Below are 22,333 nucleotides of genomic sequence, written 5' to 3' on the forward strand. Positions count from 1 at the left end.
GTGGCCCAACAACAGCGAGTATATCCGTATGAAACATCATTTATCGTTCACGGGGATCGGAGCAGTGCTGATCTCCGGGCTGCTTTGCCAGAGCGTGCAGGCTGCCGTTACGCTTGACCGCACGCGGGCAGTGTTTAACGGCGCGAACAGGTCGATGAGCTTGAACATCTCCAACCAGAACAAGGCGTTGCCCTACCTGGCGCAGGCGTGGATTGAGGATGAAAAGGGGAACAAAATCAGCGGGCCGCTGGCGGCGCTGCCGCCGCTTCAGCGGGTAGAGCCCGTGGCTAAAGGGCAGGTAAAGCTGCAGCTTACCGATGATGCCCAGTCGCTGCCGCAGGACAGAGAATCAATTTTCTACTTTAACCTGCGTGAAATTCCGCCCAAAAGCAGCAAGGCGAACACCCTGCAGATTGCGTTGCAAACGCGCATCAAGCTTTTCTACCGTCCGGCCTCGCTGCAGCTTGACCGCAATCAGGCCCCGGATCTCTGGCAGAAAAAGCTGGTCTTAACCCGCCACGGCGAAGGCTACCGCGTCAGTAACCCCAGCCCTTATTACGTGACGCTGGCTGCTGCGTACAATCAGCCGGGCGGCGCGCCCATTGCCGGGTTTGACCCGGTGATGATTGCCCCTTTCTCTGAATCGCCGCTCACCGTGAAGGCGGGGGCGCTCGGCAATAAGCCCATTATGACCTGGATTAATGACTATGGCGGCCGGCCAAAGCTGATGTTCAGCTGCGCGCACGATGTTTGCCGGGTTGTTGACAGCAGGGCTGGATAAGCACGATGAATGAAACGACAAAACGCGCCGCGGTGCTGCTTATCGCAAGCGCGCTCGGGCCGGCAATGCCGGCCTTCGCCGACGCGGATAGCTGGGGTGTGGAAGGCGAGCACGGCGAACTGCACGTTTACGGAGAGTTTGTAGAGGGTGCTTGTCGCCTCGATATGGTCTCGCAAAATCAGGAGATCGATCTGGGGCGCATCACGACGTCGCTTCTGCAAAAGACGGGGTCACGCGGGGAAGCGCAGGCGTTTATCCTGCGGCTGCGCGACTGCGTCCATGTCGGCGGCAATATGCTTGATTTGCGCACGGGCAATCGCTACTGGGATAGCGCACAACCAATGGTTAGCGTGACGTTCACCGCCCCCGCCGATCCGGACACGCCCGAGCTGGTTAAGGTCAACGGCGTAAGCGGGATGGGCCTGCGTATCACCGACAGCGCGGGCCGGGACATTCGTCTTGGTCAGCGCGGCGTGCCGCATTTTATCGTGCCGGGAAACGGTGCGATGCTGTACCGCGTGCAGCCGGAACGCACGGCCCAGGACCTGTCGTCCGGCGAGTGGCGCGCGACGGTAGGATTTGAACTGGACTATGACTAAGGAGCGCGTCATGAAATGTCTGAGCCGCGGCGCTAGCGCGCTGATGATGGTGGCCGCCGCCGGCGCGACCGCCGGACCGGGATCCAGCAACGTGGACATCGCCATTTCCGGCGAGGTGATTGCTACAGCGTCCTGTACCTTTTCCAGCAACGAGCCGATAAAGGTCGAATTTGGCGATGTGTACATCAATGAGATCGTGGGGACGGCGTATCGTCAGGCGATCCCGTATCAGGTGAGCTGCCAGGGCGACCCGGATGGCAAAACGGTGCAGCTGCAGGTATCCGGCACGCCCGCGGGTGGCGATACCAGCAGGCTACAAACCGATGCCAATGGGCTGACGATAAAGCTGCAAAACGGCAGCGCGACCCTGCCGCTTAATCACTGGATCGATTTTGATAGCAGCAGTCCGCCTTCGCTGTATGCGGTGCTTGAAAAGGAGAGCGGCGCCCGGTTTCAGGACGGCCAGGCATTTAACGCCACGGCAACCCTGAAAGTGGCCTATAACTGAGGCAAGAACGATGATTCACACCCTCCTTAATCGCAGCCGGGCGCGTCTGCGCGGCGCTATTTTTACCCTGGTGCTTTCTGCCTCCGGGCATGCTTTCGCCGTCGCGACCGGCGACAGTAGCGACATCGCGTTTCACGGGACGCTGAAAATTCATCCCTGCCACATCAATAACGACCGTGACCTGAGCATTCATTTCGACAATGTTGGTATCCACAAGGTCGACGGGCAGCGCTACAGGCAGACCATCAGCTACCAGCTGGTTTGCGATGATATCGATCCAACCTGGCGTTTGACCATGATTGTGAAGGGCAGCGCCGCCTCCTTTGACGCCAGCGCGCTGAGCACCAATGCGGCGGGGCTGGGGATCCAGATCCTTCAGAACGGGCAGCCGTTTGAGATCAACAAGGCGCTGGATATTACCTATCAAAATCCGCCAACCCTTGAAGCGGTACCGGTAAAAGATCCGAGCGTCAGCGAGCTGAGTGAAGGCGCGTTTAGCGCAACCGCGACGCTGCTGGCGGAATACCTCTAAGGAAATAGCATGGACATATTCTACACGCGGCGCGGGGCGCTGGGATTACTGTTGCTTATCATCACCCACGCCGCGTGTGCGGCGGAGGGCGGCGTAAAAGAAGTAAGTAATAATCTGCGGTTTGACGGCCAGCTGGTGGCCGATCCCTGTGAGCTCGATCCCGCCTCCGCGGCCATAACCCTCGATTTTGGCACGGTAATCGATACGTATCTCTATCTACATACACGCACCCACGCGCAGCCGTTCGTCATCAAGCTCAGGGAGTGCGACCTGACGCTTGGCAATCAGGTTGAAGTGACCTTTAAGGGCGCTGAGAGCGCGGAGCTCTCCGGCATGTTGGCCGTGACGTCTCCTGCCGATAGCGGTCTGGCCATCGGCATGTCGCTGCCGGACGGCACGCCTTTACCTTTCAACAAGACGGTAAAGGCGTTTTCACTTCAGAACGGTACCAGCGAGCTGGCGCTGGAAGGTTACGTGATAGGTGAACCAGGCGCGCTCGCCAACCGCACACTGCGCCGCGGCGAATTTAGCGCGCTGGCGACGTTTGAGCTTAATTACCCCTAGGGAAAATCTTATGAAGATAAAATTGCCGTTGCTGGCAATTCTGCTGCTGCAAAGCGTGGCGGCGTCGGCCTATGAGTGTGACAAGATTGGCTGGCACGGCGGCGACGCCGATATCCATATTAACGTCAGCTCAGATGTTAATACCGGTAAAAACAGTATCGTCGATCTGGCGCCCCAAATTACCTGCAAGAATACGGCGGGACAGGACGGCTGGATCGACACCATGTGGCTGGGGGCCGATGGGGTAAAGCTTGAAAGCGGTATATTTAAAAACCTTAAATATGGCGTCACGATTTCGGGGACCGAACATCCTGCGCCGGTATCAGAAACGAAAATCTTCGATCTAAACAATGGTGAATCCAGACAATTACCGGTGGTGCTTTATTTTGAACTGACGTCGCTCGGGGAGGAGATTCACATCAAGACCGGCGATAAGCTGGGGAGCCTGCGATTCGTGCAGACCAATAATAAAGGCGAGCGTCATAACTATACCTGGACCCTCTACGCGTCGAACGATGTGGATATTAATACCTCGACCTGTAGCGTTATGTCTGGATCGACCTTCAACGTGGATTTAGGGCAGATTGAACGCGGTGATATTGTCTCAGGCGGGACGTCATCGCAAACTGTAAGAAAAGATTTCAATATAGTTTGTGACGCGGCGCACACTGTGGATTTTGATGTCAAAATGAGCCTCTTATCTCCGGCCTGGAATAATAAGGCGATTAAAACCAATAATGATAATCTGGCTGTGGAAATGCGATGGAATGGGAATGCGATCGCCAACGGAGATAGCCAGAAACTCAGCGTCACGAATGGCAGTTTCACCGTGCCGTTGAGCTTTACTCCGGTGAAACCGGCTTCGGTCAGCTATGAGAATATTGCAACAGGGGCATTTTCCGCATCGGCGACGATGATTCTGACGCAGTACTGACAGGCTAAGTGGCGTTTTTTGATAGAGTGGTTTCCTGGATATATGTTAAATTTTTGACCATGGATTGGGTCGGGAAAAGGAGTCAAGGTTAGCGACAGATTCGACTCCAGAATGCAGTGACTATTCATGTAGCGTGAGGACATTGCTTTATTAGCGGACAAGGATGTTCCGCATTTTTTTTAAACGGCATACGATAATATGTCTATCAGGGACAGATTTAGCTTAATTTAAAGATGTGAATCATATGCTATTTTTCAGCTTGCTGAAGGAGTATATGAAGTTGATTTTAATTGAATGTAAATAAATAGTGTGATTTGTTTTGACGATTAACGTATGGGCATCGATCGTTTAAATCAATTATAAAACTATGGATTTACTGTGTTAAGATGATATTTTTACAGAGTAAAGCATTATCCATAATATTCCATCTGACACATATTAATACCGCAGGTAATTATATTGGTGAGCTGATAATGTAATTGTCCGTTTAGGTATCGTTTAATTAAATAAATGTGAAATGAACTAATCAGTTGTCGATTAAATGTCTAGAGGCGTGGGTTGAGGCTTTCGGCCATGCATTTTCTTGATGGTATGTTCACTCATCAAATGAAATGACTGAGGGATCTAAATTGAAAAATAGCTCAACGAAGCAAGGCAAGATTTTCTTTCTTGATTACACTTTTAATCCGGCATTAAGAACCTTACAACGCGAAGATACAATCCTGCAGTTGAGAAAAAAACAGTCAGACGTTCTGGCCCTGCTTTGCGCCAAATATCCATCCCCGGTTTCTCAGGACGAGTTTCTTTCGGAAGTTTGGGATGGCAGCTATGTTACCTCCCAGAGTATTGCGCAAATGATACGCTCATTACGCATTAGCCTTAAAGATGAATCTAAGAACATTATCGTCACTATTCCAAAGTTAGGCTATCAGCTTACCGCCGAACCCACCTGGGAGGCGTCGCTATCAGAGCCCGAACTGGAGCCTGACACGCTAAACGAACGTTCCCCGGCGGCAGGAACGATTGAACTGGACAACATCTCTTATTCAGCTAAACCCATTACCAGCTATCAGCCCGCTCCCCCCACAACGTCAATGACGGTTGTATCCTATGTGCCACAGCACAAGCCGGTGGGGCGAAAGCTGACGTCAAGGAAGTGGTTTATTTTCGCCGTCGCAACGTTAAGCATCTTTTTGGCGGGGGTGGCCATGGGGGCAAGGGGATATGCACAGGATCTTTTTGAAGAAAAGAAGGTCTTCTTTTCTGGCGGACTGCTGGCGCAGTACAGTAAGACCAGGCTTATGGATAATTATTTATACTGTTGCAAAACGGATCACGGACTGGTTTGTAGCCCCAGGGCGTCCATGCTTATGGGAAAATGCACGCTGAATACCGAAGCTATCAAAGCAGACTAATCTCAGGCTCTGAATCTTTTACTCGTTAAATTAGCCTTAATTTAAGATAAGTGACGGCGTTATTTACCTCTCTATTCCAGATCATGCTGACTAAAACAATAACGCAGGCCAGCGCCTGCGTTATTGCTTTAACTTACCGGCATGAGAAAAGCGTTGGGACGCTGTGCGAGGGGGGAACGGCAATTTTGTCGAGGGTGGCCGTCTGATGGGCAATAAGTGAGACGATGTTTCGCACATACTTTTCACGCTGAGCTGCCGTTCGTGAATGGTAGCTGCCAATGCCGTCCCAGGTATAACCATAACGCTCAATTTTCTGCTTTAGTATCCAGGTTCCCGAGAACACATTGGCGCAGCTGTCCTTGCGCAGGCGCTGCTCATCAATCCCCCGGCTTTTGAGACTGCTAAAATGCACCGTGTTAATCTGCATGATGCCGACGTCCACGGTTTTATTTTTATTGAAATTCAGCGCCTGCGGCTGATTCCTGGATTCGTGCCAGATTATCGCTTTGATAAGCAGTGGGTTGACCTGGAAACATTGTGCTGCCTGAGTAATACAGTCGCCGTTTTGAGCGAAAGCATGAAAAGAGAGGAAGAAAGGGCTGGCGAGAGCAATAACGGTTTTAATCTGCATAATGTAAATACCCGGCGCTACGCCGGGTCTGGGCTGAATGAATTAGAGGGAAGTATCGTCGTCGGTTTTGGTGAAGCTTTTGTACAGCATGTTGTTGTAAAACATATTCACGCCAAGCATCTGGGTCGTCATCCTGTCGAGGGTGCTGTCGGTATATGTCTTATATTCCGGGTCTTTGCGCAGGGTGCCATCAGCAATGAGGATCGCCGAGTTTAGCTGCTGCATTGAAATCTTTTCACCCGGGTCGGCCAGATTTTTAAGCTGTGCGAGCACCTCATTGAGTGAACCTTCAGGCTGGTTTTGTTTAAAAAAATCCAGCACCTTAGTGTTAAAATTGCTGCCCGTAGCGTTTTCTTCATCTGATGCGCTGGAGTATGCGGCAAGCGCCGCAGCGGAGACCGGGTTAATCTGACTCATCGTGCTCTTCCTGTTGATGTTCTGAATAAGTGGAGGTGAGGGGGATTTGGTTACTGAGGCCAATAAGTTGACTGGCGATATCTCGCAGCACGTCAGGGGCCAGATGGGACATCACCGCTTCGGTGGGAGCAACCTTTTCATCGGCATGATGTAGCCATTGGCGACAGAGTGATTCACTGGGAAAGCGGATGGCATCCATATCATTTTGCACGGTGATATGGTTGTCATCGGTGAACTGATAGTTTGAGGCGTCGGCGCCTTCCGGCAGCTTCACGGCAGTGGGGATGATGATCCGCAGCGCCTTCTGATGACCGCACTTTTCCTGTAAATGATGAATAATTCGATTCACGATCATCGTGTCGTGCAGCGCGCCTTTAAGCGCATCACCGACCTGCTCGCGGAACTGCATCTGGTGCTGGCGTTGCAGGCGCTGATAATCATCAATCAGTGCCACAAGCTGGTCGAAGAACAGGCGAAAACCGGCTTCAAAGCCCTGTTTTTCACAGCTCTCTCGTAGCCTGATGGTCTGTAGTTCATATTCCGCGTGAATTTCACTGCAGCGGCTGAGGGTTCGTTCCAGCGCTACGGTCATTCGCTGATGGCGAGTCCGTTCACCGGACTTAACCACAACCTGATTATCGATATCTTCAGGTAAGGTATCAGTAGTAATGGTTCGCATAGGTCAGGGCCATTCGGAGTAGATTGATATGGTTAAGCGTTTTTCCCGCCGGCAGCGGTTCAATAGACATCCCCGCGGGGAAGTGCAGCAGCAGGCGCTGTCGTAGCGCCTGAGGTAATTCTGGGAACTGGCTCAGAATAAACGCCAGCCCGCAGGAGGTAGTTGCCATTGAGGTCCGGCCGCCGGGATCGAGCGCAATGCCGTGGGGCATTGGCAATGAAATAAAGGCCAGAAGCCGCGGATCGGACATTATCAGCGCGCCGCGCTTAAGCAGATGATTTCGCATGAGATAGCCGCCGATCAGGTGCGCCGTTTCGGGAATCAGATGCCAGCACGACAGCATCTGCGACAGCGTTTTATTATCAGACCGCCACGCTGGCGGAAGATGGCTGAGTTTACCCTGACGGAGAAGCCACAGGTTACGCAGCGTCGGGCAGTCGATATCGCCATAGGCTAGCGCTTGCGGAAGATGGCTCATGTGGGCATACCCGGCCGGCGCATACAGGATAGACATCATGTGCTGATCGTCGGCTCTCATGGTTCTGCGTTCTCCGGTGCGAGCGGCTCTGCGCTATGCTCTTTTTCAACCGGAGGACGGCGGCTGACGCGGTAAAGCATGTAGCCAGAAGTGACCGCTCCGCACAGCGCTAGCGCAACGAGAATGAGTATCCAGGTGGCAGGCAGAGCGTCAGGGACTTTGGTTGGCGTGACGTACTGGATCAGCGGTGCCGGGAACAGCACAACCGAGATATTTTCATAACGCACGTCATCAAAACTGTTTTTAATTAGCGATTTAATCTGCGAGATGAAGAGGTTATCGTCAATTTCACCTTTATAGGTGATTATCACCCCAACGTGGCCTGTTGGCGTTCTGCTGCTGTCATTGTTGAACGCCGGATAGCTCACGTGAACGCGCGCGTTAACGACCTGCGCTATCATGCGCAAAGATTGCTCAAGCCTCTGCTCCTGAAGAGAGAGAACGCGCGCCTGCTCGGCATTAGGGGAGGAGACCAGCGCGCCTTCGGGAAAGGCCTGGGCTATCTGCACATCAGCGGACCACGGTAGCTGGTACTGGTTGATGATTGACAGCGCGGCGGTACTTTCGGACTTGTTTACCGCAACGGTATAGCCCGCCTTGAGCGTGCCTTCCTTACTGGCAGAGATATTGTGCTGTTGCAGGACGGCCAGCACCTGATTGGCCTGTTCCTGGGTCAGATTGAATAGCAGCTTTTCGTCATTACAGGCGCTCAACATAAAAGCAAAAAAGACAACCGCCAGGGTGCGGAAAAATGTAGTGCTCATTATTGCGATTTTCCCAGGGTTTCAATTGTGCTAACCCCCTTACGAGCCAGCGTACTCACCAGAGAGACATAGTTGCTGTACTCGCCAATATAGCTCTGCAGCATCAATAATTTTTGCGGGTCGCTGGTGAACTGGGGCGACTGGCTGAGCGTATTAATCACATTCTTGAACTGCATGTCGGTGTCGCTGATCTTATTAAACGTACTGGCAACCAGATTGTTAAAATACTGGTCATGTACCGTGACTGAGGTATTGTCCTCCGGATTGATACCGTGTGGGCTCAGGCGAGTTAATGCGGATAATGCTTCGATTGGCTGACTCATAAAATCTCCAATAAAAGGAAAGGGTACGAAAATATTCGTACCACTTATAATTAACGGAAGTTCTGAATAATGGCTGCGCCAATATCCTTATAGGCTTTAACCGTACTGGTTTGGGCGTTACGGAACAGCGTATATTCCTGCAGCTTCGCCTGATAGTTAGCCAGCACGGCGGGATCGGATGGGTCGGCTTCAAGAGCCGTTTGGGCATCCTGAAGCTGCTTCATCATGTCTGCCGCACCGTTCTCGAATGCGACCGAGACGTCATCAAGAAAATAACCGTTGCTCGTGGGGGTCGGGCTAGGATTTGTATCAGCCATTTATATCTCCTTGCTTTAATGGAAAGTACCAGTGACGAGGGTTTAAAAACAAATAACCATTCGATGAGTCAAGGTAAGATTTATTCTCTAACCAGTTCTCATTGAGGTTTATCGAAAAATTAATGATGTGTGTTCCCCATTGACGATTGAAATCATTTATAAATCGCTGCAACGCCGAAAGAGCATTATCGCTAAGCGCATCGCGAATCACTAAGGCGTAGCCGCTTGACGAGTTTATTTGACGATAATTAATGTGCATGCGGTCTAAGCCCTGGCGTGCATCCTGCAGGAGCTGCTGTTTGCTTTTTATAAATACCTGGATATCAAGCGCAAACGGAATTTTCTGCAGTGCCAATGACGTTAACTTCTCCTGCTGAATGGGAGAAAGATCCTGCCAGAGGATAATCACAGGGTGCTGAGGCTTGGTGTAATCGATCTGCACTACCGGATAGCCTGACTTGATCAGCACTTCGGTTGTGGCTTTCTGGTGCTGAACTAACCATACAGGAACGACGTTATTATTTTCACCTAGCTTGAATAAGGCTTCTTTTACCCACTCCAGGGCCTGATATTTGCTTGCCAGAACATATATTGTACTATTCTCACGGCCTCGATAAATATCGATAGCCGCGGGCGCGCCGGCGAGCGCCGCATTCAGATTTAATACCTGACGATCGTTCTCCAGTTTTTTATACCAGATAACGGCGGCAGTAATGATTAAAATCAGCAGAATGGCAGCACCAACGATCAGCGTATGGTGCTTTTTAGCATTAAACTCAGCAATGGTCTCCTGTCCGTTGAATTCTGCATCAACATTGGGGGGGAGCGCAAAATTACGGATACTTTCCGGCCACTCATCTTCAGTGCGCTTTAGGGCGAAACGAATATGTTCACGGGTAAATATTTCGTTTTCATTAACGATGGTCGGGAAACTGTTATTCTCATCCTGAACCTCTACCCGAAAGCTGCCCGGGCCTTCTCCGTCTTCTGCTGGGGCCGAGAGGCGTAAAATGAGGTTCGGCGACGGGCGGTCGCAAGGTATATAGAGCGTATTATGGGTATACGCTGCGGCATGCTCGCCGCTTGATATCGCTGCGCTGCCAGCGTCATCGATAGCAATGCTCTGATTAATAATAATAAAATAGTCATCTGCTGGCAGATTAAGTTCACAGCCAAACATAGGGCCAAACAGCACCTTCAATGTGTAGCTTTTCTTTGTCTCTGGCACAACAGGCATCGCTTCAGTTATTTCATTCATGTCGCTGTTCATAGAAAAGAGCCATTCAATATAAAAAAACAATCAAACAGATGCTGGCATCCTTAAGATTGTATATTTAATCTGCTACCGTTAAATTGTTTTGCTACCGGTTTCAATATAAGGGCCAGTTGCTGTCAATAGCTTATTGGATAAATCAAAATATAAATAATACTTGAATCCATACTGGTATCCCGACTGCATTGCATTACAACAGATGCTTACGGGAAAATGAATATACGGAAGCCAGGAATAATCCGCAACAATTAGTCTTGATCTTTTTTTGAAGTTTTTATAATAAAATTTATTAAAAATTTAATATTATTTTACGCCATTGACCGTGCGGAATTTTCTGATAAGTTTACGGAAATTCTTAAAACCCGTGCTCGTTCAACTGTTTTTATCTGATTCATTAGTATTGATAGACATACTTACTCATGTAGGGTGCAACGATGATGAATAATCATAAACAACGCCATCTGGAGCAGAAATCTCAGCAGCTCCTGTCTGATGATATTCTCAGAGGGAAAACGCACAAAATTGATTGTAAAGATATCAAGTGTCACTCAGCGATTTTATATGCGCGGCCGGTTAATCAGCATTCTATTATGTCACTGGGCATCGACCAAACGGAGGAAGAGAGCGCAGTGGCATTCGATACTATCCGTCATGCTGTAATGATCGCCACCCTGAGTGAAATACACTTATGTTTTTCTGGGGAATGGATTGTCGAGGTTAAGTCTATGTCTCAGGCGACGACGTTATTTTCTTTTCTCGACTATCAGACTAAATGCCCGGAAGCCAGCGGTGAGGGTATCGAGGGGCAGGAAAACGTTATGCTGCTTACCGCATCTCATCTGGTATTAAGAGTTGAACATGAAAATAAATCGCTGATGGCGTTGCTTATTTCATCGTTATTAGATCCGCAAGACCGACGCCTGGAAAGCCTTTTTGCCTTTGTGCGTAACGTGGAGAGTTACTGGATTGCGCATTTTTTGCTGTCGCAGGTCATGAATGAAGATAAAGAGAGCGAAACGCACAAAATTTATAATGCCAGTCGAATCTATGGCGTTTCAGAGTCCTATTTCAGAAAGCTTTGCCACCACGCCTTTACACGAGGCCCCAAAAAACAGCTGCGCTTATGGCGTGCGGCGAATAGCGCATTGCAGCTGATTGAGAATGACCAGTCCATTGCCACCATTGCGGGTGACAATGGCTACGCATCGTCTTCGCATTTTTCCAGCGAAATAAAGTCGCTATTTGGCATCACCCCCAGGGAGTTTAAAAAATTGGAAGGTTTGCTTCATGAATAAGTTTGTTCGCAAAACGCTGAATAGCAGAGTGCCCTATCTCCTGCTGACGGTAATATCCTGTGCGCCAGCAGGCGCAAATATGCTGAATACTACCTCAGCGCCCGCAACGTCCATTCAGTCGACGGCGGAAAATACCTATGTGGCGAGCAACAACAGCGTTCAGCAGCTCTTTTTTGTCGTTGGTGGCGCGCTCCATAAGCCTTTTATCGTTAGCGTCGAGGCGGCGAAAAAACGGGTATCCGGCAATTTTGACCTCAATGACCCTAAATCGGTGCTTGATACCGTGGCCGCCCGTACCGGTCTTATCTGGTATGACGACGGCAGCTCGGTCTACATTTACGACACCAGCGAAATACAAAGCAGCGTCGTGCGCCTGGCCTACGCACCTTATGACAGGCTGGTCGCCTACCTGCAGTCGTCGGGCCTGTACGATCCGCGATTCCCGCTGCGTTCAGACGGACGCTCGGGCTCGTTTTATGTTTCGGGCCCGCCAGTTTACGTCGAGCTTGTCTCCGCCGCGGCAAAATACATTGATGCCACCTATGCGAGGCCGGGAACCGGAGAGACCACAATCCGCGTGATCAAGCTGAAAAATACCTTCGTGAACGACCGTAACTATACCCAGCGGGATGTTCCTATTACCGTGCCAGGCGTAGCGACGGTGCTGAATCAGCTGTTAAACAATACCAGCAGCCGCGAGGGAGGGCGTTCAGCGCCGGCGGGCGCGAATATTACCGTTGATAACGATACGCGTAGCGCGCTGGAAGCCGCGTCTGCGACGCAAAAAGGCAACTTTCCGCCGCTGCCGTCATTTAACGCGGCACCTGCGGCAAGGAGCGGGGCGGTTGACAGGGATATCCCCAGCCAGCAGACGATCAATATCGTGGGGTATTCCGACACGAATAGCCTGCTGATTCAGGGCTCCGAGCGGCAGGTAAGCTTCGTTGAGGATTTGGTGAACGCTATCGACATTCCTAAACAGCAGATCCAGCTCTCTCTGTGGATTATTGATATCTCAAAAGACGATATCAACGAGCTGGGCATTCGCTGGCAGGGCGCGGCGAAGCTGGGCAATACCGGGGTGACGTTCAATACCAGCTCCCTGACGCCGGAAAATAGCCTTCATTTCCTGGCGGACGTCTCTGCGCTGGCGAAGAAAGGCAGCGCGCAGGTGGTGTCTCGCCCAGAGATCCTCACCCAGGAAAACGTTCCGGCACTATTTGATAACAACAGCAGCTTTTACGCGAAGCTGATTGGCGAACGCACTTCGTCGCTGGAGAAGATCACCTACGGCACGATGATAAGCGTGCTGCCGCGTCTGGCTCAACGTCAGCAGGAAATTGAGATGATCCTCAATATTCAGGACGGCGGACTACCGCTGAACGCCGATGGCTCCACGGAAAACATCGACAGCCTGCCGATGGTTAACAATACCCAGATCAGTACCGAGGCGCGCGTTCCGGTCGGCTATAGCCTGCTGGTCGGCGGCTATAGCCGCGATCAGGATGAGTATCATAGCCTCGGGATCCCGCTGCTGCGCGATATCCCGTTTGTGGGCAAGCTGTTTGACTACAGCTATACCAGCCACAAAAAGATGGTGCGCCTGTTCCTGATCCAGCCGGGCCTCCTGACCAGCGGCGAAACCTGGCAGGGACGCACGGAAAATAACCCGGTTCTGGGACGTACCTGGACGGGCAACGAAGTGACTCTGAAATCGACGGTCTCCATGTTGCGCGAAACGATGAAAGATAATTAAGGGCTGCTCTCGTGATTAATATTCGTTCTGTCCCCGGCATAGATTTTAAACGCATCGATACCCCGATGCCGCAGAGTCACTCTGGGACGCTGATGGCGGATGGGGGAGAGGAAGTACAGCCCCTGAACCTGCAGCAGGAGCTGAGCAATGCCGCTGAGGAGATGGCGGACATCCTCAGCGCGTTTGGACGTTTTAGCAAGATGGGGCGAAAAAACGACAGCACGGATAATGATTTTGTCTCCGCCATGCTTGAGGACCAGGCTGATGAGAAGCTGGATACGCTCATTCGTCAGGTGGCAAAACTGCGCGACGTCAATACGCTGATTAATTTTGCCCGCCAGCTTTTCCCTAACGACAGTGATTTGATGCTGGCACTGCGGGAAATGCTGCTGAGCCGTCAGCTGTCAGAGCTTCAGAAAAAGAAAATCAAAGAGGCGATTGCCGATCTGGAGAAGTTCGGCGACAGCAAAAAGATGCAGTCCGGGATAAACGTTGGCCGTCTGGCCAGGCGTTTTAGTCAGGAAAGCGAAGGCAGGCCGCTGTCGGCTAAAGATCTGCGCAACAGCTACCTCAACTTTCTGGAGCTGGATATGCCGGCGGGCTTTATCTACAAAGACTGGGTTGATGTATATGGCTATGAAAACCGCACCCGGCTGCTCGCCTTTACCCTGGCGGCGCTGGTCGCGGATATGAAGGCGAATGAGCCGGGGGTGCACTCTTCGGAGTTCGGCCCGCTGAGCGCTAAGCTATCAGACGCACGCGTATTAAACACGCTCGATAAGCTACTGAATGAAAACTTTGCGAAGTTTGCGTTTCGCGAGCAAATGCGAAATCAGCATATCCTGGCGGGAGAGGCCGATATTGTCGCGCTGTATATTACGGGCCTGGTAGATACAGATGAATTTAAGAGTGTACTTAAGCGATTCAGTAAAGAGTTTATGTCCATGCTGTTGCTCAAACAGCGGGCGACGGTGATGCAGGCATTACGCAATATTTTTAACCTGACGCCTGAATTTCTCTTTGCAGACTTAATGTATCGCGAAATTGTAATGGACCATTTGTCCATGATATTACGCAAAATGGCTGAAAAAGAGAAAAATACGGGTATCTGGAACGAACACTATAAATAATTGCCGATGTTTATCCATCGCCTCCAACTTAATGCGTAAATAAAATGATTGAAAAATTTATTCTGCAGCTTCGCAGCCGACCAGAGCTCATTATTCTGTCGATAATGGTCATGGTGGTGGTGATGTTGATTATTCCATTGCCAACGTACCTGGTGGACTTTCTTATCGGTCTTAACCTGACCATGGCATTATTGATTTTCATTGGCTCGTTCTATATTACGCGGGTGCTGGAGTTTTCAACATTCCCGTCAATACTGCTGATTACGACCATTTTCCGACTGGCCATATCGATCAGTACCAGCCGTCTGGTGCTGACCGATGCCGATGCCGGTGAGATTATTGCCAGCTTTGGTGAGTTCGTTATTGCCGATAACCTGGTGGTTGGCTTCGTGATCTTCTTCATCGTGACGATCGTGCAGTTTATCGTGATCACCAAGGGGTCGGAGCGTATTGCCGAGGTAGCGGCGCGATTCTCGCTTGACGCGATGCCGGGCAAGCAGATGAGCATTGATGCCGATCTGAAGGCCGGTGTTATCGATGAGAAAGAGGTGAAGCGACGCCGGAGCGACCTTGAGGCAGAAAGCCAGCTGTACGGTGCGCTCGACGGGGCAATGAAGTTCATTAAAGGTGACGCTATTGCCGGGATCATTATTATCTTCGTGAACCTTATCGGCGGTATTTCCGTCGGGGTGCTGCAGCACGGGATGGATCTCTCCCACGCCATGTCGGTCTTTACGCTGTTGACCATCGGCGATGCGCTGGTGGCGCAGATCCCGGCGCTGTTAATCTCGATAAGCGGCGGGCTGATCGTGACCCGCGTGAATAACAGTGAAAACAGCAACCTGGGGGCAAGGATCCTCCAGGATATGTTCTCCAATAAATTTATTCTGCTGGTTACCGCCGTACTGGCCATTGCGCTTGGTCTGCTGCCGGGATTCCCGCTACCCGTATTTTTGCTGCTTGCGGCGGTTTTGTTAGGCATTTATATCAAGGATAAAATTGACGAGAAAAGAGGCAAAAAACCGGCTGCACCGGCAGAAGAAGAGGATGAACAGCCGGTATTGAAAAGCAAGCCGGTGATGATTGATGGTGAATATATTCCTGAAACCATTCCACTGATTATTTCCGCGTGGAAAGGCTATGAAGAGTATTTTAAAGAACACAATCTTTGCTCTTTGCTGAAGCGTAATTTCTTTATTGAGTACGGTGTCCGCCTGCCTGAAGTAGTCATGAACTATGACGAGCACATCGAGCGCGGCAAGCTGACCGTGGCAATTAACGAAATTCGAGTTGCCGCCTACGATATTCTGCCGGGAATGTGCAAGGTGCTGCTGCGCGGAGAAGAGCTACAGGTTATGGACGACAGCGTGCAGGCCGTGGAAACCGCCCAGGGCGTCGCCTACTGGATCCCTGAATCACATAGCCAGACTGCGCTGGAGCTTGGATTCTATTCCCGCTCGGCGGTGGATGAATGTTATGCCTGCATATCTACCCTGCTGGTGCACAATATTTCGGAGTTCTTCGGTATTCAGGAAGCCAAAACGCTGCTGGACGACCTGGAAAAGAAATATCCCGAACTTTTAAAGGAGTGCTATCGCAACAATACCGTGCAGCGCATCACCGAAGTATTCCAGCGGCTGCTGCAGGAGCGCATTTCAATTCGCAATATGCGACTGATCCTTGAAGCGCTGGTGCAATGGGCACCGAAGGAAAAAGACCCCATTATGCTGGTTGAGCATGTTCGCGGCGTTTTATCGCGCTATATTTCCAACCGTTTTTCCGCTAATGGACAGATTCGCACGCTGGTAATGTCGCATGATATGGAAGGGCTGGTTCGCGGCGGTATTCGTCAGACTTCCGGCGGTACCTTTATTAATCTGGCTCCGCCAGAAACGGAAAGTATTATTCAGAGTCTTGAAAACTGTATTCGCAGTAATGGCGTAAACGCGCGCGACATAATTTTAATGGTGTCATTAGATATACGTCGTTTTGTGAAGAAAATAATTGAAGGCAGTTATCCAGAAATGGAAGTGCTTTCTTATGGAGACGTCGCTTCCGGTGTGGATGTTGATGTAATTGGTACATTAGAGAAATAACAGAGGTAAGAATGAAATACGATATCGTCGAATTACTGTCCAGATTGCTAAACGATGCAGGCATTAGCGATATTCTGGACAGTGATTTAAATAACCATTCGACAATTTCGCTGACCATGAAAGACGACATCCCAACTATTCATATCCGCGAGGAAAATGATGAAGTTTGGGTATGGGCGAAAGTAATGGAAAATGCGCCCACCAGTCTGGCTTACTGCAGCGCCAGTCTGCTGCCGCTGATGATGAATCACCAGGAAGATTTCTTCCATATTGGCCAGCCTTGTCTGTATCCGGTCGACGGCCACCTGGAACTTCGTGCGCAGGTAAAAGAGAAGCATATGTCCAGTCCTGACGCGTTTCTGCCGATGCTCGACCACTTCCTGACCATCCTGCAGGACTACCGGTCCGTGCTCGTTTAACTCCGGAGGCTAATTCGATGGTTGCGCAATGTCTGGTTCATCTCGCACACCCGCTGCGTATTCAGGGGAATGTTATTGAAGCACATTTACCGGGAACGCGTATTGGGGAGGTCTGTGAGATTCAGAAATCCCTGCTCGAACCGCAGGTTATGGGCTTTGCCCAGGTTATTGGGTTTAACAAAGAACATACGTTATTAAGCCTGCTTAATGACAATCAAGGATTTTCCCGCAGCAATGTGCTCCTACCTACCGGTAAGCCGTTTCGTATCGAGGTTCATGAAAACATTGCCGGGGCCATCATTGACGCAACCGGAACCATCCGTGGGCGGCTGGATGAGATTGTCCAGCCGCCCTTAACGGGCGGCGTAAGCCTTGATGCCTGCGGCGCGCCGCGAGACTTCACACAGCGTAAACCGATCGCCGACGCGCTGGCGACCGGCGTCCGCGCGATTGACGGTTTGCTGACCTGCGGCCAGGGCCAGCGTATGGGGATTTTCGCCGCCGCGGGCTGCGGCAAAACCTCGCTGATGAGCATGATCATCGAACATTCAGAAGCGGATATTTACGTTATTGGCCTGATCGGCGAGCGTGGCCGCGAGGTGACGGAGTTTGTTGAGGAGCTTAAGCGCTCCTCCCGGCGTTCGCAGGTTATCCTGGTTTATGCCACGTCCGATCGATCCTGCGTGGAGCGCTGCAACGCGGCGCAGATCGCCACTACGATAGCTGAATTTTTCAGTGAACAGGGCAAAAACGTTCTGCTGTTCGTGGATTCAATTACCCGCTACGCGCGCGCCTTGCGCGACGTCGCGCTGAGTATGGGCGAGCTGCCGGCGCGAAGAGGGTACCCGGCCTCGGTGTTTGAGGCGCTGCCAAAGCTTCTGGAGCGTCCAGGCCGTTTTCTGAGAGGCTCGATAACCGCGTTTTATACCGTCCTGATTGAAAATGAGGAAGAGTCAGACGTCATCGGCGATGAGGTTAGGTCAATTCTTGATGGCCATATTTACCTCAGCAAAAAGCTGGCGGCCAAGGGGCATTATCCGGCCATCGACGTCATGCAAAGCATCAGCCGCGTCTTTACCCAGGTGACCAGCGAGGATCATCAGGTTCTGGCGACGCGTTTTCGCGAGTACCTCGTGCGCCAGAAGGATATGCAGCTCTATCTCGACCTTGGGGAATATCGCCGCGGTGAAAATACGGAGAATGATGCCGCCTTCGATCGCAAAGACCAGATGGAGGCTTTTCTGCAACAACGGATGACTGAAAAAACGGACATGCAGGCTTGTCTGGAGACGTTATATGGAAGCGTGGCGTAAAGGGCGCGAATTTGTCGGCATGCTCGAGCGCAAGAAGCAGGTGTTACAGCAGGATATCGTTAAAACCGACAATAACTTAGCCCAGGTAATTTTGCAGATACAGCAATATCAGCAGGAGTTTTCGGATATCAATCAACAAATAAAAATGCTTACTCCCGCGGGGATTATGAGCCGGGCGGATATTTATAAAGGAATAAGGCAGCAGGGCGCGTTACTCACGCACCAGCAGTATGTCTTCCATAAGATAAATCAGCTGGAAAGTGAACAGCAGAAGCTTGAGCAAAATAAAGAACAGCTGCGCGCCTCAATGACCCGGCTGGATAAGAAGCATTACAAACTGAATTATTATTTGCAGCCACTGCGCCGCGATTATATTCGCCGCCGTGATAACGCTGCTGAAAATGAAATCCAGGAGATGGCGGGATATGGTCGAAAAAGTTTCTAAGGTTAACGTTAATACCGCGCTCGCTAGCGGCTCCGTTTCGGATGACAGCGTTTTGCTTGAATGGGTGGATAAGAAGAAAAAGCAAAATCGGCTCGATGAACAGCCGTCTTCCGCGGCGCTTACCGCGCAGATGCTGGTACAGGTGCTCAACGGGGCGCTCACCGGCGGCGGGTGGCAGCAAAAGGAGAATAAAGCGGCCAACCCCGCGGCAGTGCCCGAGCCTGTACGGCAGGTGAGCCGCAGCGATGAGGGTCAGCGCCATAAGGTCATGCTGGCGGCTTCCGCCCGGACTGAAGCGACGCTGATTAAGCCGCTAGCCACCGGCGACAGGCCCCTATCCACCGCTGACAGGCCGGTAGCCGCAGCTGACTCGATGAAAGAGAGCGTATCTCCACCTCGCGCATCGATCGCTCCGGTCAGGCAGGCGGATGCCAGGGCGATCTCACAGCCGGTTGCTGTCGAGGCAGCGGGAGCAGAGACGACCGTCATTTCTCAGCCGCTAACCGCACGCGTGACAAAGAGTGAGGACGCGAGCCGTCACTCTGAGAGCAGCCTCCAGCGCAAGGATGAGCTGAACGAGGAGAGACCTATTTTGGCGCCGGGCAAAGCGGTAGATCTCAGAACAAACGTACAGAGTGAACGGCAGGGGCAAACCAAGGCCGTGCTGGCGACCCTGCAGCAGCTAAAGAGCCAGGTGAACGCCGCGACGGCAGCGCCGTCAGCTAAAGAGGCGCAAACGCTCGAAGTGGATTATTCGTTCCAGCGCTGGTCGGGAGACCACTCGGTGAAGGTGACCATTCCCGCGCAGGCCCTGCGGGAGGGCAACATGACGCTACTGCCGTCGGATGCGCGCGCGGCGGATGCGCTGTCGCGCAATCTCGGCGCGCTGGCAGGGCATTCGCCGGAGCTTTTGCAGCCGAGGCAGGAGCGGCACGAACAGCAAAAGCGCGAGCAGCAGCCCCAGCAGGATGAGGAGCAAGAATGAGTTTACGCCACCATTTACGCAAGCGTTGTGAAGAACAGCAGAAGCTGCTGCAGCTGCATAACCGGCTTCCCGGCAGTGAAATTTCGCACCCGGCACCGGATGCGCGCTACCTGCCGCTGAGGCTGCGTAATGAGAACGACGACCAGACGCAGGCCTGGTTTGACGTCGACGCCTGGCTTAGGCAAATGAACCTCCATCTCCCCGCCATTCCGTGGAAGGAGGTGCCGGTGGACTATCTGGCGAGCTGGTTGGCCAGGCTCGGGCTGAATTTTTATTTCGCCGAAACGGTCTGGTCCGTTGAGTCGATTACGCCAGCGGTGGCTGAGCTACCTCACGCTGCGCTGCTGCTGCACGCGGATCCCTGTCCATTGTGGTGCCTGGACTGGCCGGAAGATCCACTTGAGCGATACCGCACCCCGGGTATTCCGGCCTGGCTTGTTCCGTACCCGCTTCAGTTCAGCCTGGGATGCAGCCGGCTCAGCCTGTCGCAGCTGATGGACGTAGCCCCAGGCGACCTGTTGTTAATCAAGCGCCCCGAGGCGTATCTGACCGTTGGCGCGCGCCGCATTTATCGAGTGAGCTTTACCCTGAATCAGGAGGTTATTGTGGAAGAACAGTATGTTGAATATGAAGAAGAGTACCGCGATGAGGATGAAACGCTGTACGAGTGGGCCAGCCTGCCGATAGAGATTGAGTTTGTTCTGGACGGCAGCAGAGTGACGCTGGCCGAACTTGAGGATATCCGACCCGGTGCCGCGCTGGCTCTCCCGCAGGATGCGGAAAAAAACATGAAGATTTACCTGAATAAGAAGCTTTTTGCGCGCGGTGAGCTGGTGGCGCTGGAAAATGGCGCGCTTGCCGTTGAAGTGAACCATGTAAACGCTGGGCTTATCGGTAATATGGGCGCATCCGATGTTGAGTAACGATATTTCCCTCATTGCTTTACTGTCGTTCTTTACCCTGCTGCCTTTTATTATTGCGGGGGGCACCTGTTTTATTAAGTTTTCCATAGTCCTGATCATGGTGCGTAATGCGCTGGGGATCCAGCAGGTTCCCTCAACCCTGACGTTAAACGGCGTGGCGCTGATTTTAAGCGCCTTTGTGATGATGCCGGTATGCCAGCGCATCTCCGACTATATCGAATCGAATCATATTGACTTTAACAACAGCGGATCGGTTACGCAGCTGATGGAGCAGGGGCTGGGAAGCTACCGTGACTATCTGGTGCGCTACTCCGACCACGACCTGATCCGTTTCTTCAATAAGGTCCAGCAGCAGCGCAGCGGCGAGCCGGCGCCGGAAGTGGAGGATCATGAGCTGAGCACGCTTTCGCTAATGACGCTGATGCCCGCGTATGCATTAAGCGAAATTCAGAGCGCGTTCAAAATTGCATTTTATCTGTACGTGCCGTTTGTCGTGATTGACATGGTGGTCTCCAGCATACTGCTGGCGCTCGGAATGATGATGATGAGCCCGGTGACGATCTCAATTCCGATAAAACTCATCCTGTTTGTGTCGATGAATGGCTGGGCCTTATTAACGAAAGGACTGATCGCTCAATATGCCGATCTGATGACATCATGAATAACGTTTTATTTATCGGAAATACGGCGCTAATCGTGGTGCTGAAGCTGACCGCGGTACCGATTGCCTTTGCAACCGTGGTCGGCATTATTGTTGGCTTATTCCAGACCATTATGCAAATTCAGGAGCAGACGCTGCCGTTTGGTCTGAAAATGCTGGCGGTCTTCGCCAGTATTTTTATGCTGATTGAATGGTTCTCGGCAGAAATGATGAACTTTGCTAACCAGGCTTTTTATATGGCTTTTCGCTAAAACGGAATCTCTATGCTGTTTGTTGCGTTGTATCTTAATTTTCAGCACAGCGTGCTGACGTTTGTTATGGTGTACGCGCGGCTGGCTATCGTTTTTTATATGCTGCCAGCGCTAGGCGAACGGGTCTTATCCAATCTGGTTATTAAGAATACGATTATTGCGCTGACGATTATCGGGCTGTGGCCAAGTTTCACAACGGTAGTCACGCCGGAGCAGGGCTGGTTTATTATTCTGATAAAAGAGTTTGTCGTTGGATTAATTCTGGCGGTCACGCTGTGTATTCCTTTTTGGATTGTCACTGGTCTGGGTGAAATCCTTGATAACCAGCGCGGGGCCACCATCAGCGACAGTATCGACCCCGTGAACGGCGTACAAAGTTCAATATTGTCCGGCTTTCTCAGCTTTGCTTTTGGTGCGATTTTCTTCGTCAGCGGCGGCATGCTGAAATTAATGGAGGTGATGGTCCAGAGCTACGAGATGCTGCCGAGAGGCAGCTCGCTGGACGGCATACGCTGGGAGTATACGGGAGTGCTGCTTCAGGTGTTAATGCAAAACAGCATCATGCTGGCAGCACCGATCATGCTGGTGATGATGACGGCGGAAATACTGCTGGGCGTATTTGCTCGCTATTGCCCGCAGCTTAACCCCTTTTCGCTGTCGCTAACGGTGAAAAGCACGATTGCCTTTGTCGTTTTTCTGTTTTACGGTTTCCAGGCATTAACCGAGAAACCGCTGCAGCTGTTTTCCATTGCCGACTTCCGTCAGTTTATTTCCTGAGAGAACG

General features: G+C 51.6%; 27 protein-coding genes. 19 read left to right on the top strand and 8 right to left on the bottom strand.

Translation table 11 applies throughout. The features are described from left to right. The first annotated feature begins 28 nt into the window (after nt 1–28). From MOQ06_RS08885 to MOQ06_RS08915, 7 genes are all read left to right on the top strand, one after another. Nucleotides 29–781 carry a fimbria/pilus periplasmic chaperone gene (locus tag MOQ06_RS08885; RefSeq protein ID WP_126765291.1) on the top strand — a complete coding sequence of 251 codons (753 nt, stop codon included), beginning with the start codon at nt 29–31 and terminating at the stop codon, nt 779–781. 5 nt (nt 782–786) lie between these two features. Then, a complete protein-coding gene (locus tag MOQ06_RS08890) occupies nt 787–1,380 on the top strand; it encodes a fimbrial protein (protein WP_148419573.1) in 594 nt (197 codons plus the stop codon). A 10-nt stretch (nt 1,381–1,390) separates the two neighbouring features. Continuing rightward, complete coding sequence (locus MOQ06_RS08895; RefSeq protein ID WP_176610098.1) at nt 1,391–1,888, top strand: fimbrial protein; 498 nt, start codon at nt 1,391–1,393, stop codon at nt 1,886–1,888. Nucleotides 1,889–1,898: 10 nt separating this feature from the next. Beyond that, the gene (locus MOQ06_RS08900; protein WP_148419575.1) at nt 1,899–2,420 is read left to right on the top strand and encodes a fimbrial protein; all 522 of its coding nucleotides are present in this window, start codon (nt 1,899–1,901) and stop codon (nt 2,418–2,420) included. Between the two features lie 9 nt (nt 2,421–2,429). Continuing rightward, a complete protein-coding gene (locus MOQ06_RS08905) occupies nt 2,430–2,984 on the top strand; it encodes a fimbrial protein (RefSeq protein WP_242172456.1) in 555 nt (184 codons plus the stop codon). A gap of 10 nt (nt 2,985–2,994) precedes the next feature. Beyond that, complete coding sequence (locus tag MOQ06_RS08910) at nt 2,995–3,918, top strand: fimbrial protein (RefSeq protein ID WP_242172460.1); 924 nt, start codon at nt 2,995–2,997, stop codon at nt 3,916–3,918. 629 nt (nt 3,919–4,547) lie between these two features. After that, on the top strand, nt 4,548–5,333 hold the full coding sequence (locus tag MOQ06_RS08915) for a winged helix-turn-helix domain-containing protein (protein ID WP_242172462.1): 786 nt from the start codon (nt 4,548–4,550) through the stop codon (nt 5,331–5,333). A gap of 133 nt (nt 5,334–5,466) precedes the next feature. Here the strand turns inward: MOQ06_RS08915 and MOQ06_RS08920 are convergent, their stop codons facing one another. The 8 genes from MOQ06_RS08920 to MOQ06_RS08955 are packed head-to-tail and all read right to left on the bottom strand — an operon-like array spanning nt 5,467 to nt 10,272. Next, nucleotides 5,467–5,964, bottom strand: coding sequence for a lytic transglycosylase domain-containing protein (locus tag MOQ06_RS08920; RefSeq protein WP_148419579.1), 498 nt, complete (start codon nt 5,962–5,964; stop codon nt 5,467–5,469). 42 nt (nt 5,965–6,006) lie between these two features. Beyond that, entirely contained in the window at nt 6,007–6,381 is a 375-nt protein-coding gene (locus tag MOQ06_RS08925; protein WP_126765275.1) for a type III secretion system protein, read from the bottom strand. After that, nucleotides 6,368–7,060, bottom strand: coding sequence for a type III secretion protein (locus MOQ06_RS08930; protein WP_242172464.1), 693 nt, complete (start codon nt 7,058–7,060; stop codon nt 6,368–6,370). The genes MOQ06_RS08925 and MOQ06_RS08930 overlap by 14 nt, the downstream gene beginning before the upstream one ends. After that, the gene (locus tag MOQ06_RS08935; protein WP_242172466.1) at nt 7,041–7,598 is read right to left on the bottom strand and encodes a type III secretion protein; all 558 of its coding nucleotides are present in this window, start codon (nt 7,596–7,598) and stop codon (nt 7,041–7,043) included. Before MOQ06_RS08935 ends, MOQ06_RS08930 begins: the two co-directional genes overlap by 20 nt. Further along, complete coding sequence (gene sctJ, locus MOQ06_RS08940; protein ID WP_176610102.1) at nt 7,595–8,362, bottom strand: type III secretion inner membrane ring lipoprotein SctJ; 768 nt, start codon at nt 8,360–8,362, stop codon at nt 7,595–7,597. Before sctJ ends, MOQ06_RS08935 begins: the two co-directional genes overlap by 4 nt. Then, nucleotides 8,362–8,685: a type III secretion system inner rod subunit SctI gene (gene sctI, locus MOQ06_RS08945; RefSeq protein ID WP_112011574.1), complete on the bottom strand. Its 324-nt coding sequence runs from the start codon at nt 8,683–8,685 to the stop codon at nt 8,362–8,364. Before sctI ends, sctJ begins: the two co-directional genes overlap by 1 nt. A 50-nt stretch (nt 8,686–8,735) precedes the next feature. Continuing rightward, complete coding sequence (locus MOQ06_RS08950) at nt 8,736–9,002, bottom strand: type III secretion system needle complex protein (protein WP_126765271.1); 267 nt, start codon at nt 9,000–9,002, stop codon at nt 8,736–8,738. Then, nucleotides 8,995–10,272 (bottom strand): PrgH/EprH family type III secretion apparatus protein, encoded by a 1,278-nt coding sequence (locus MOQ06_RS08955; protein ID WP_242172468.1) that lies wholly within the window; start codon nt 10,270–10,272, stop codon nt 8,995–8,997. Before MOQ06_RS08955 ends, MOQ06_RS08950 begins: the two co-directional genes overlap by 8 nt. Before the next feature lie 437 nt (nt 10,273–10,709). Here MOQ06_RS08955 and MOQ06_RS08960 point away from each other — a divergent pair, with 437 nt between their 5' ends. The 12 genes from MOQ06_RS08960 to sctT are packed head-to-tail and all read left to right on the top strand — an operon-like array spanning nt 10,710 to nt 22,326. Further along, nucleotides 10,710–11,570, top strand: coding sequence for a helix-turn-helix domain-containing protein (locus MOQ06_RS08960; RefSeq protein ID WP_242172470.1), 861 nt, complete (start codon nt 10,710–10,712; stop codon nt 11,568–11,570). After that, nucleotides 11,563–13,326, top strand: coding sequence for a type III secretion system outer membrane ring subunit SctC (gene sctC, locus MOQ06_RS08965; protein WP_347272545.1), 1,764 nt, complete (start codon nt 11,563–11,565; stop codon nt 13,324–13,326). The genes MOQ06_RS08960 and sctC overlap by 8 nt, the downstream gene beginning before the upstream one ends. A gap of 11 nt (nt 13,327–13,337) precedes the next feature. Beyond that, nucleotides 13,338–14,456 (top strand): type III secretion system gatekeeper subunit SctW, encoded by a 1,119-nt coding sequence (gene sctW, locus MOQ06_RS08970; protein ID WP_148419583.1) that lies wholly within the window; start codon nt 13,338–13,340, stop codon nt 14,454–14,456. A gap of 44 nt (nt 14,457–14,500) precedes the next feature. Then, complete coding sequence (locus MOQ06_RS08975) at nt 14,501–16,552, top strand: EscV/YscV/HrcV family type III secretion system export apparatus protein (protein WP_242172474.1); 2,052 nt, start codon at nt 14,501–14,503, stop codon at nt 16,550–16,552. 11 nt (nt 16,553–16,563) lie between these two features. Further along, nucleotides 16,564–16,971: a hypothetical protein gene (locus MOQ06_RS08980; protein WP_148419585.1), complete on the top strand. Its 408-nt coding sequence runs from the start codon at nt 16,564–16,566 to the stop codon at nt 16,969–16,971. A 17-nt stretch (nt 16,972–16,988) separates the two neighbouring features. Beyond that, the gene (gene sctN, locus MOQ06_RS08985; RefSeq protein WP_242172476.1) at nt 16,989–18,284 is read left to right on the top strand and encodes a type III secretion system ATPase SctN; all 1,296 of its coding nucleotides are present in this window, start codon (nt 16,989–16,991) and stop codon (nt 18,282–18,284) included. Next, entirely contained in the window at nt 18,268–18,729 is a 462-nt protein-coding gene (locus MOQ06_RS08990; protein WP_148419587.1) for a type III secretion system protein, read from the top strand. The genes sctN and MOQ06_RS08990 overlap by 17 nt, the downstream gene beginning before the upstream one ends. Beyond that, complete coding sequence (locus tag MOQ06_RS08995; RefSeq protein WP_242172478.1) at nt 18,710–19,714, top strand: hypothetical protein; 1,005 nt, start codon at nt 18,710–18,712, stop codon at nt 19,712–19,714. The genes MOQ06_RS08990 and MOQ06_RS08995 overlap by 20 nt, the downstream gene beginning before the upstream one ends. After that, the gene (locus tag MOQ06_RS09000; protein WP_242172480.1) at nt 19,711–20,637 is read left to right on the top strand and encodes a FliM/FliN family flagellar motor switch protein; all 927 of its coding nucleotides are present in this window, start codon (nt 19,711–19,713) and stop codon (nt 20,635–20,637) included. Before MOQ06_RS08995 ends, MOQ06_RS09000 begins: the two co-directional genes overlap by 4 nt. Next, nucleotides 20,627–21,298, top strand: a complete 672-nt coding sequence (locus tag MOQ06_RS09005; protein ID WP_148419590.1) for an EscR/YscR/HrcR family type III secretion system export apparatus protein — start codon at nt 20,627–20,629, stop codon at nt 21,296–21,298. The genes MOQ06_RS09000 and MOQ06_RS09005 overlap by 11 nt, the downstream gene beginning before the upstream one ends. Further along, nucleotides 21,295–21,549, top strand: coding sequence for a type III secretion system export apparatus subunit SctS (sctS, locus tag MOQ06_RS09010; protein ID WP_044243276.1), 255 nt, complete (start codon nt 21,295–21,297; stop codon nt 21,547–21,549). Before MOQ06_RS09005 ends, sctS begins: the two co-directional genes overlap by 4 nt. Nucleotides 21,550–21,561: 12 nt before the next feature. Beyond that, nucleotides 21,562–22,326: a type III secretion system export apparatus subunit SctT gene (sctT, locus tag MOQ06_RS09015; RefSeq protein ID WP_148419591.1), complete on the top strand. Its 765-nt coding sequence runs from the start codon at nt 21,562–21,564 to the stop codon at nt 22,324–22,326. Nucleotides 22,327–22,333: the final 7 nt, after the last annotated feature.

Source organism: Enterobacter sp. I4 (assembly GCF_022669095.1).
Classification (GTDB): Bacteria; Pseudomonadota; Gammaproteobacteria; order Enterobacterales; family Enterobacteriaceae; genus Enterobacter; species Enterobacter pasteurii.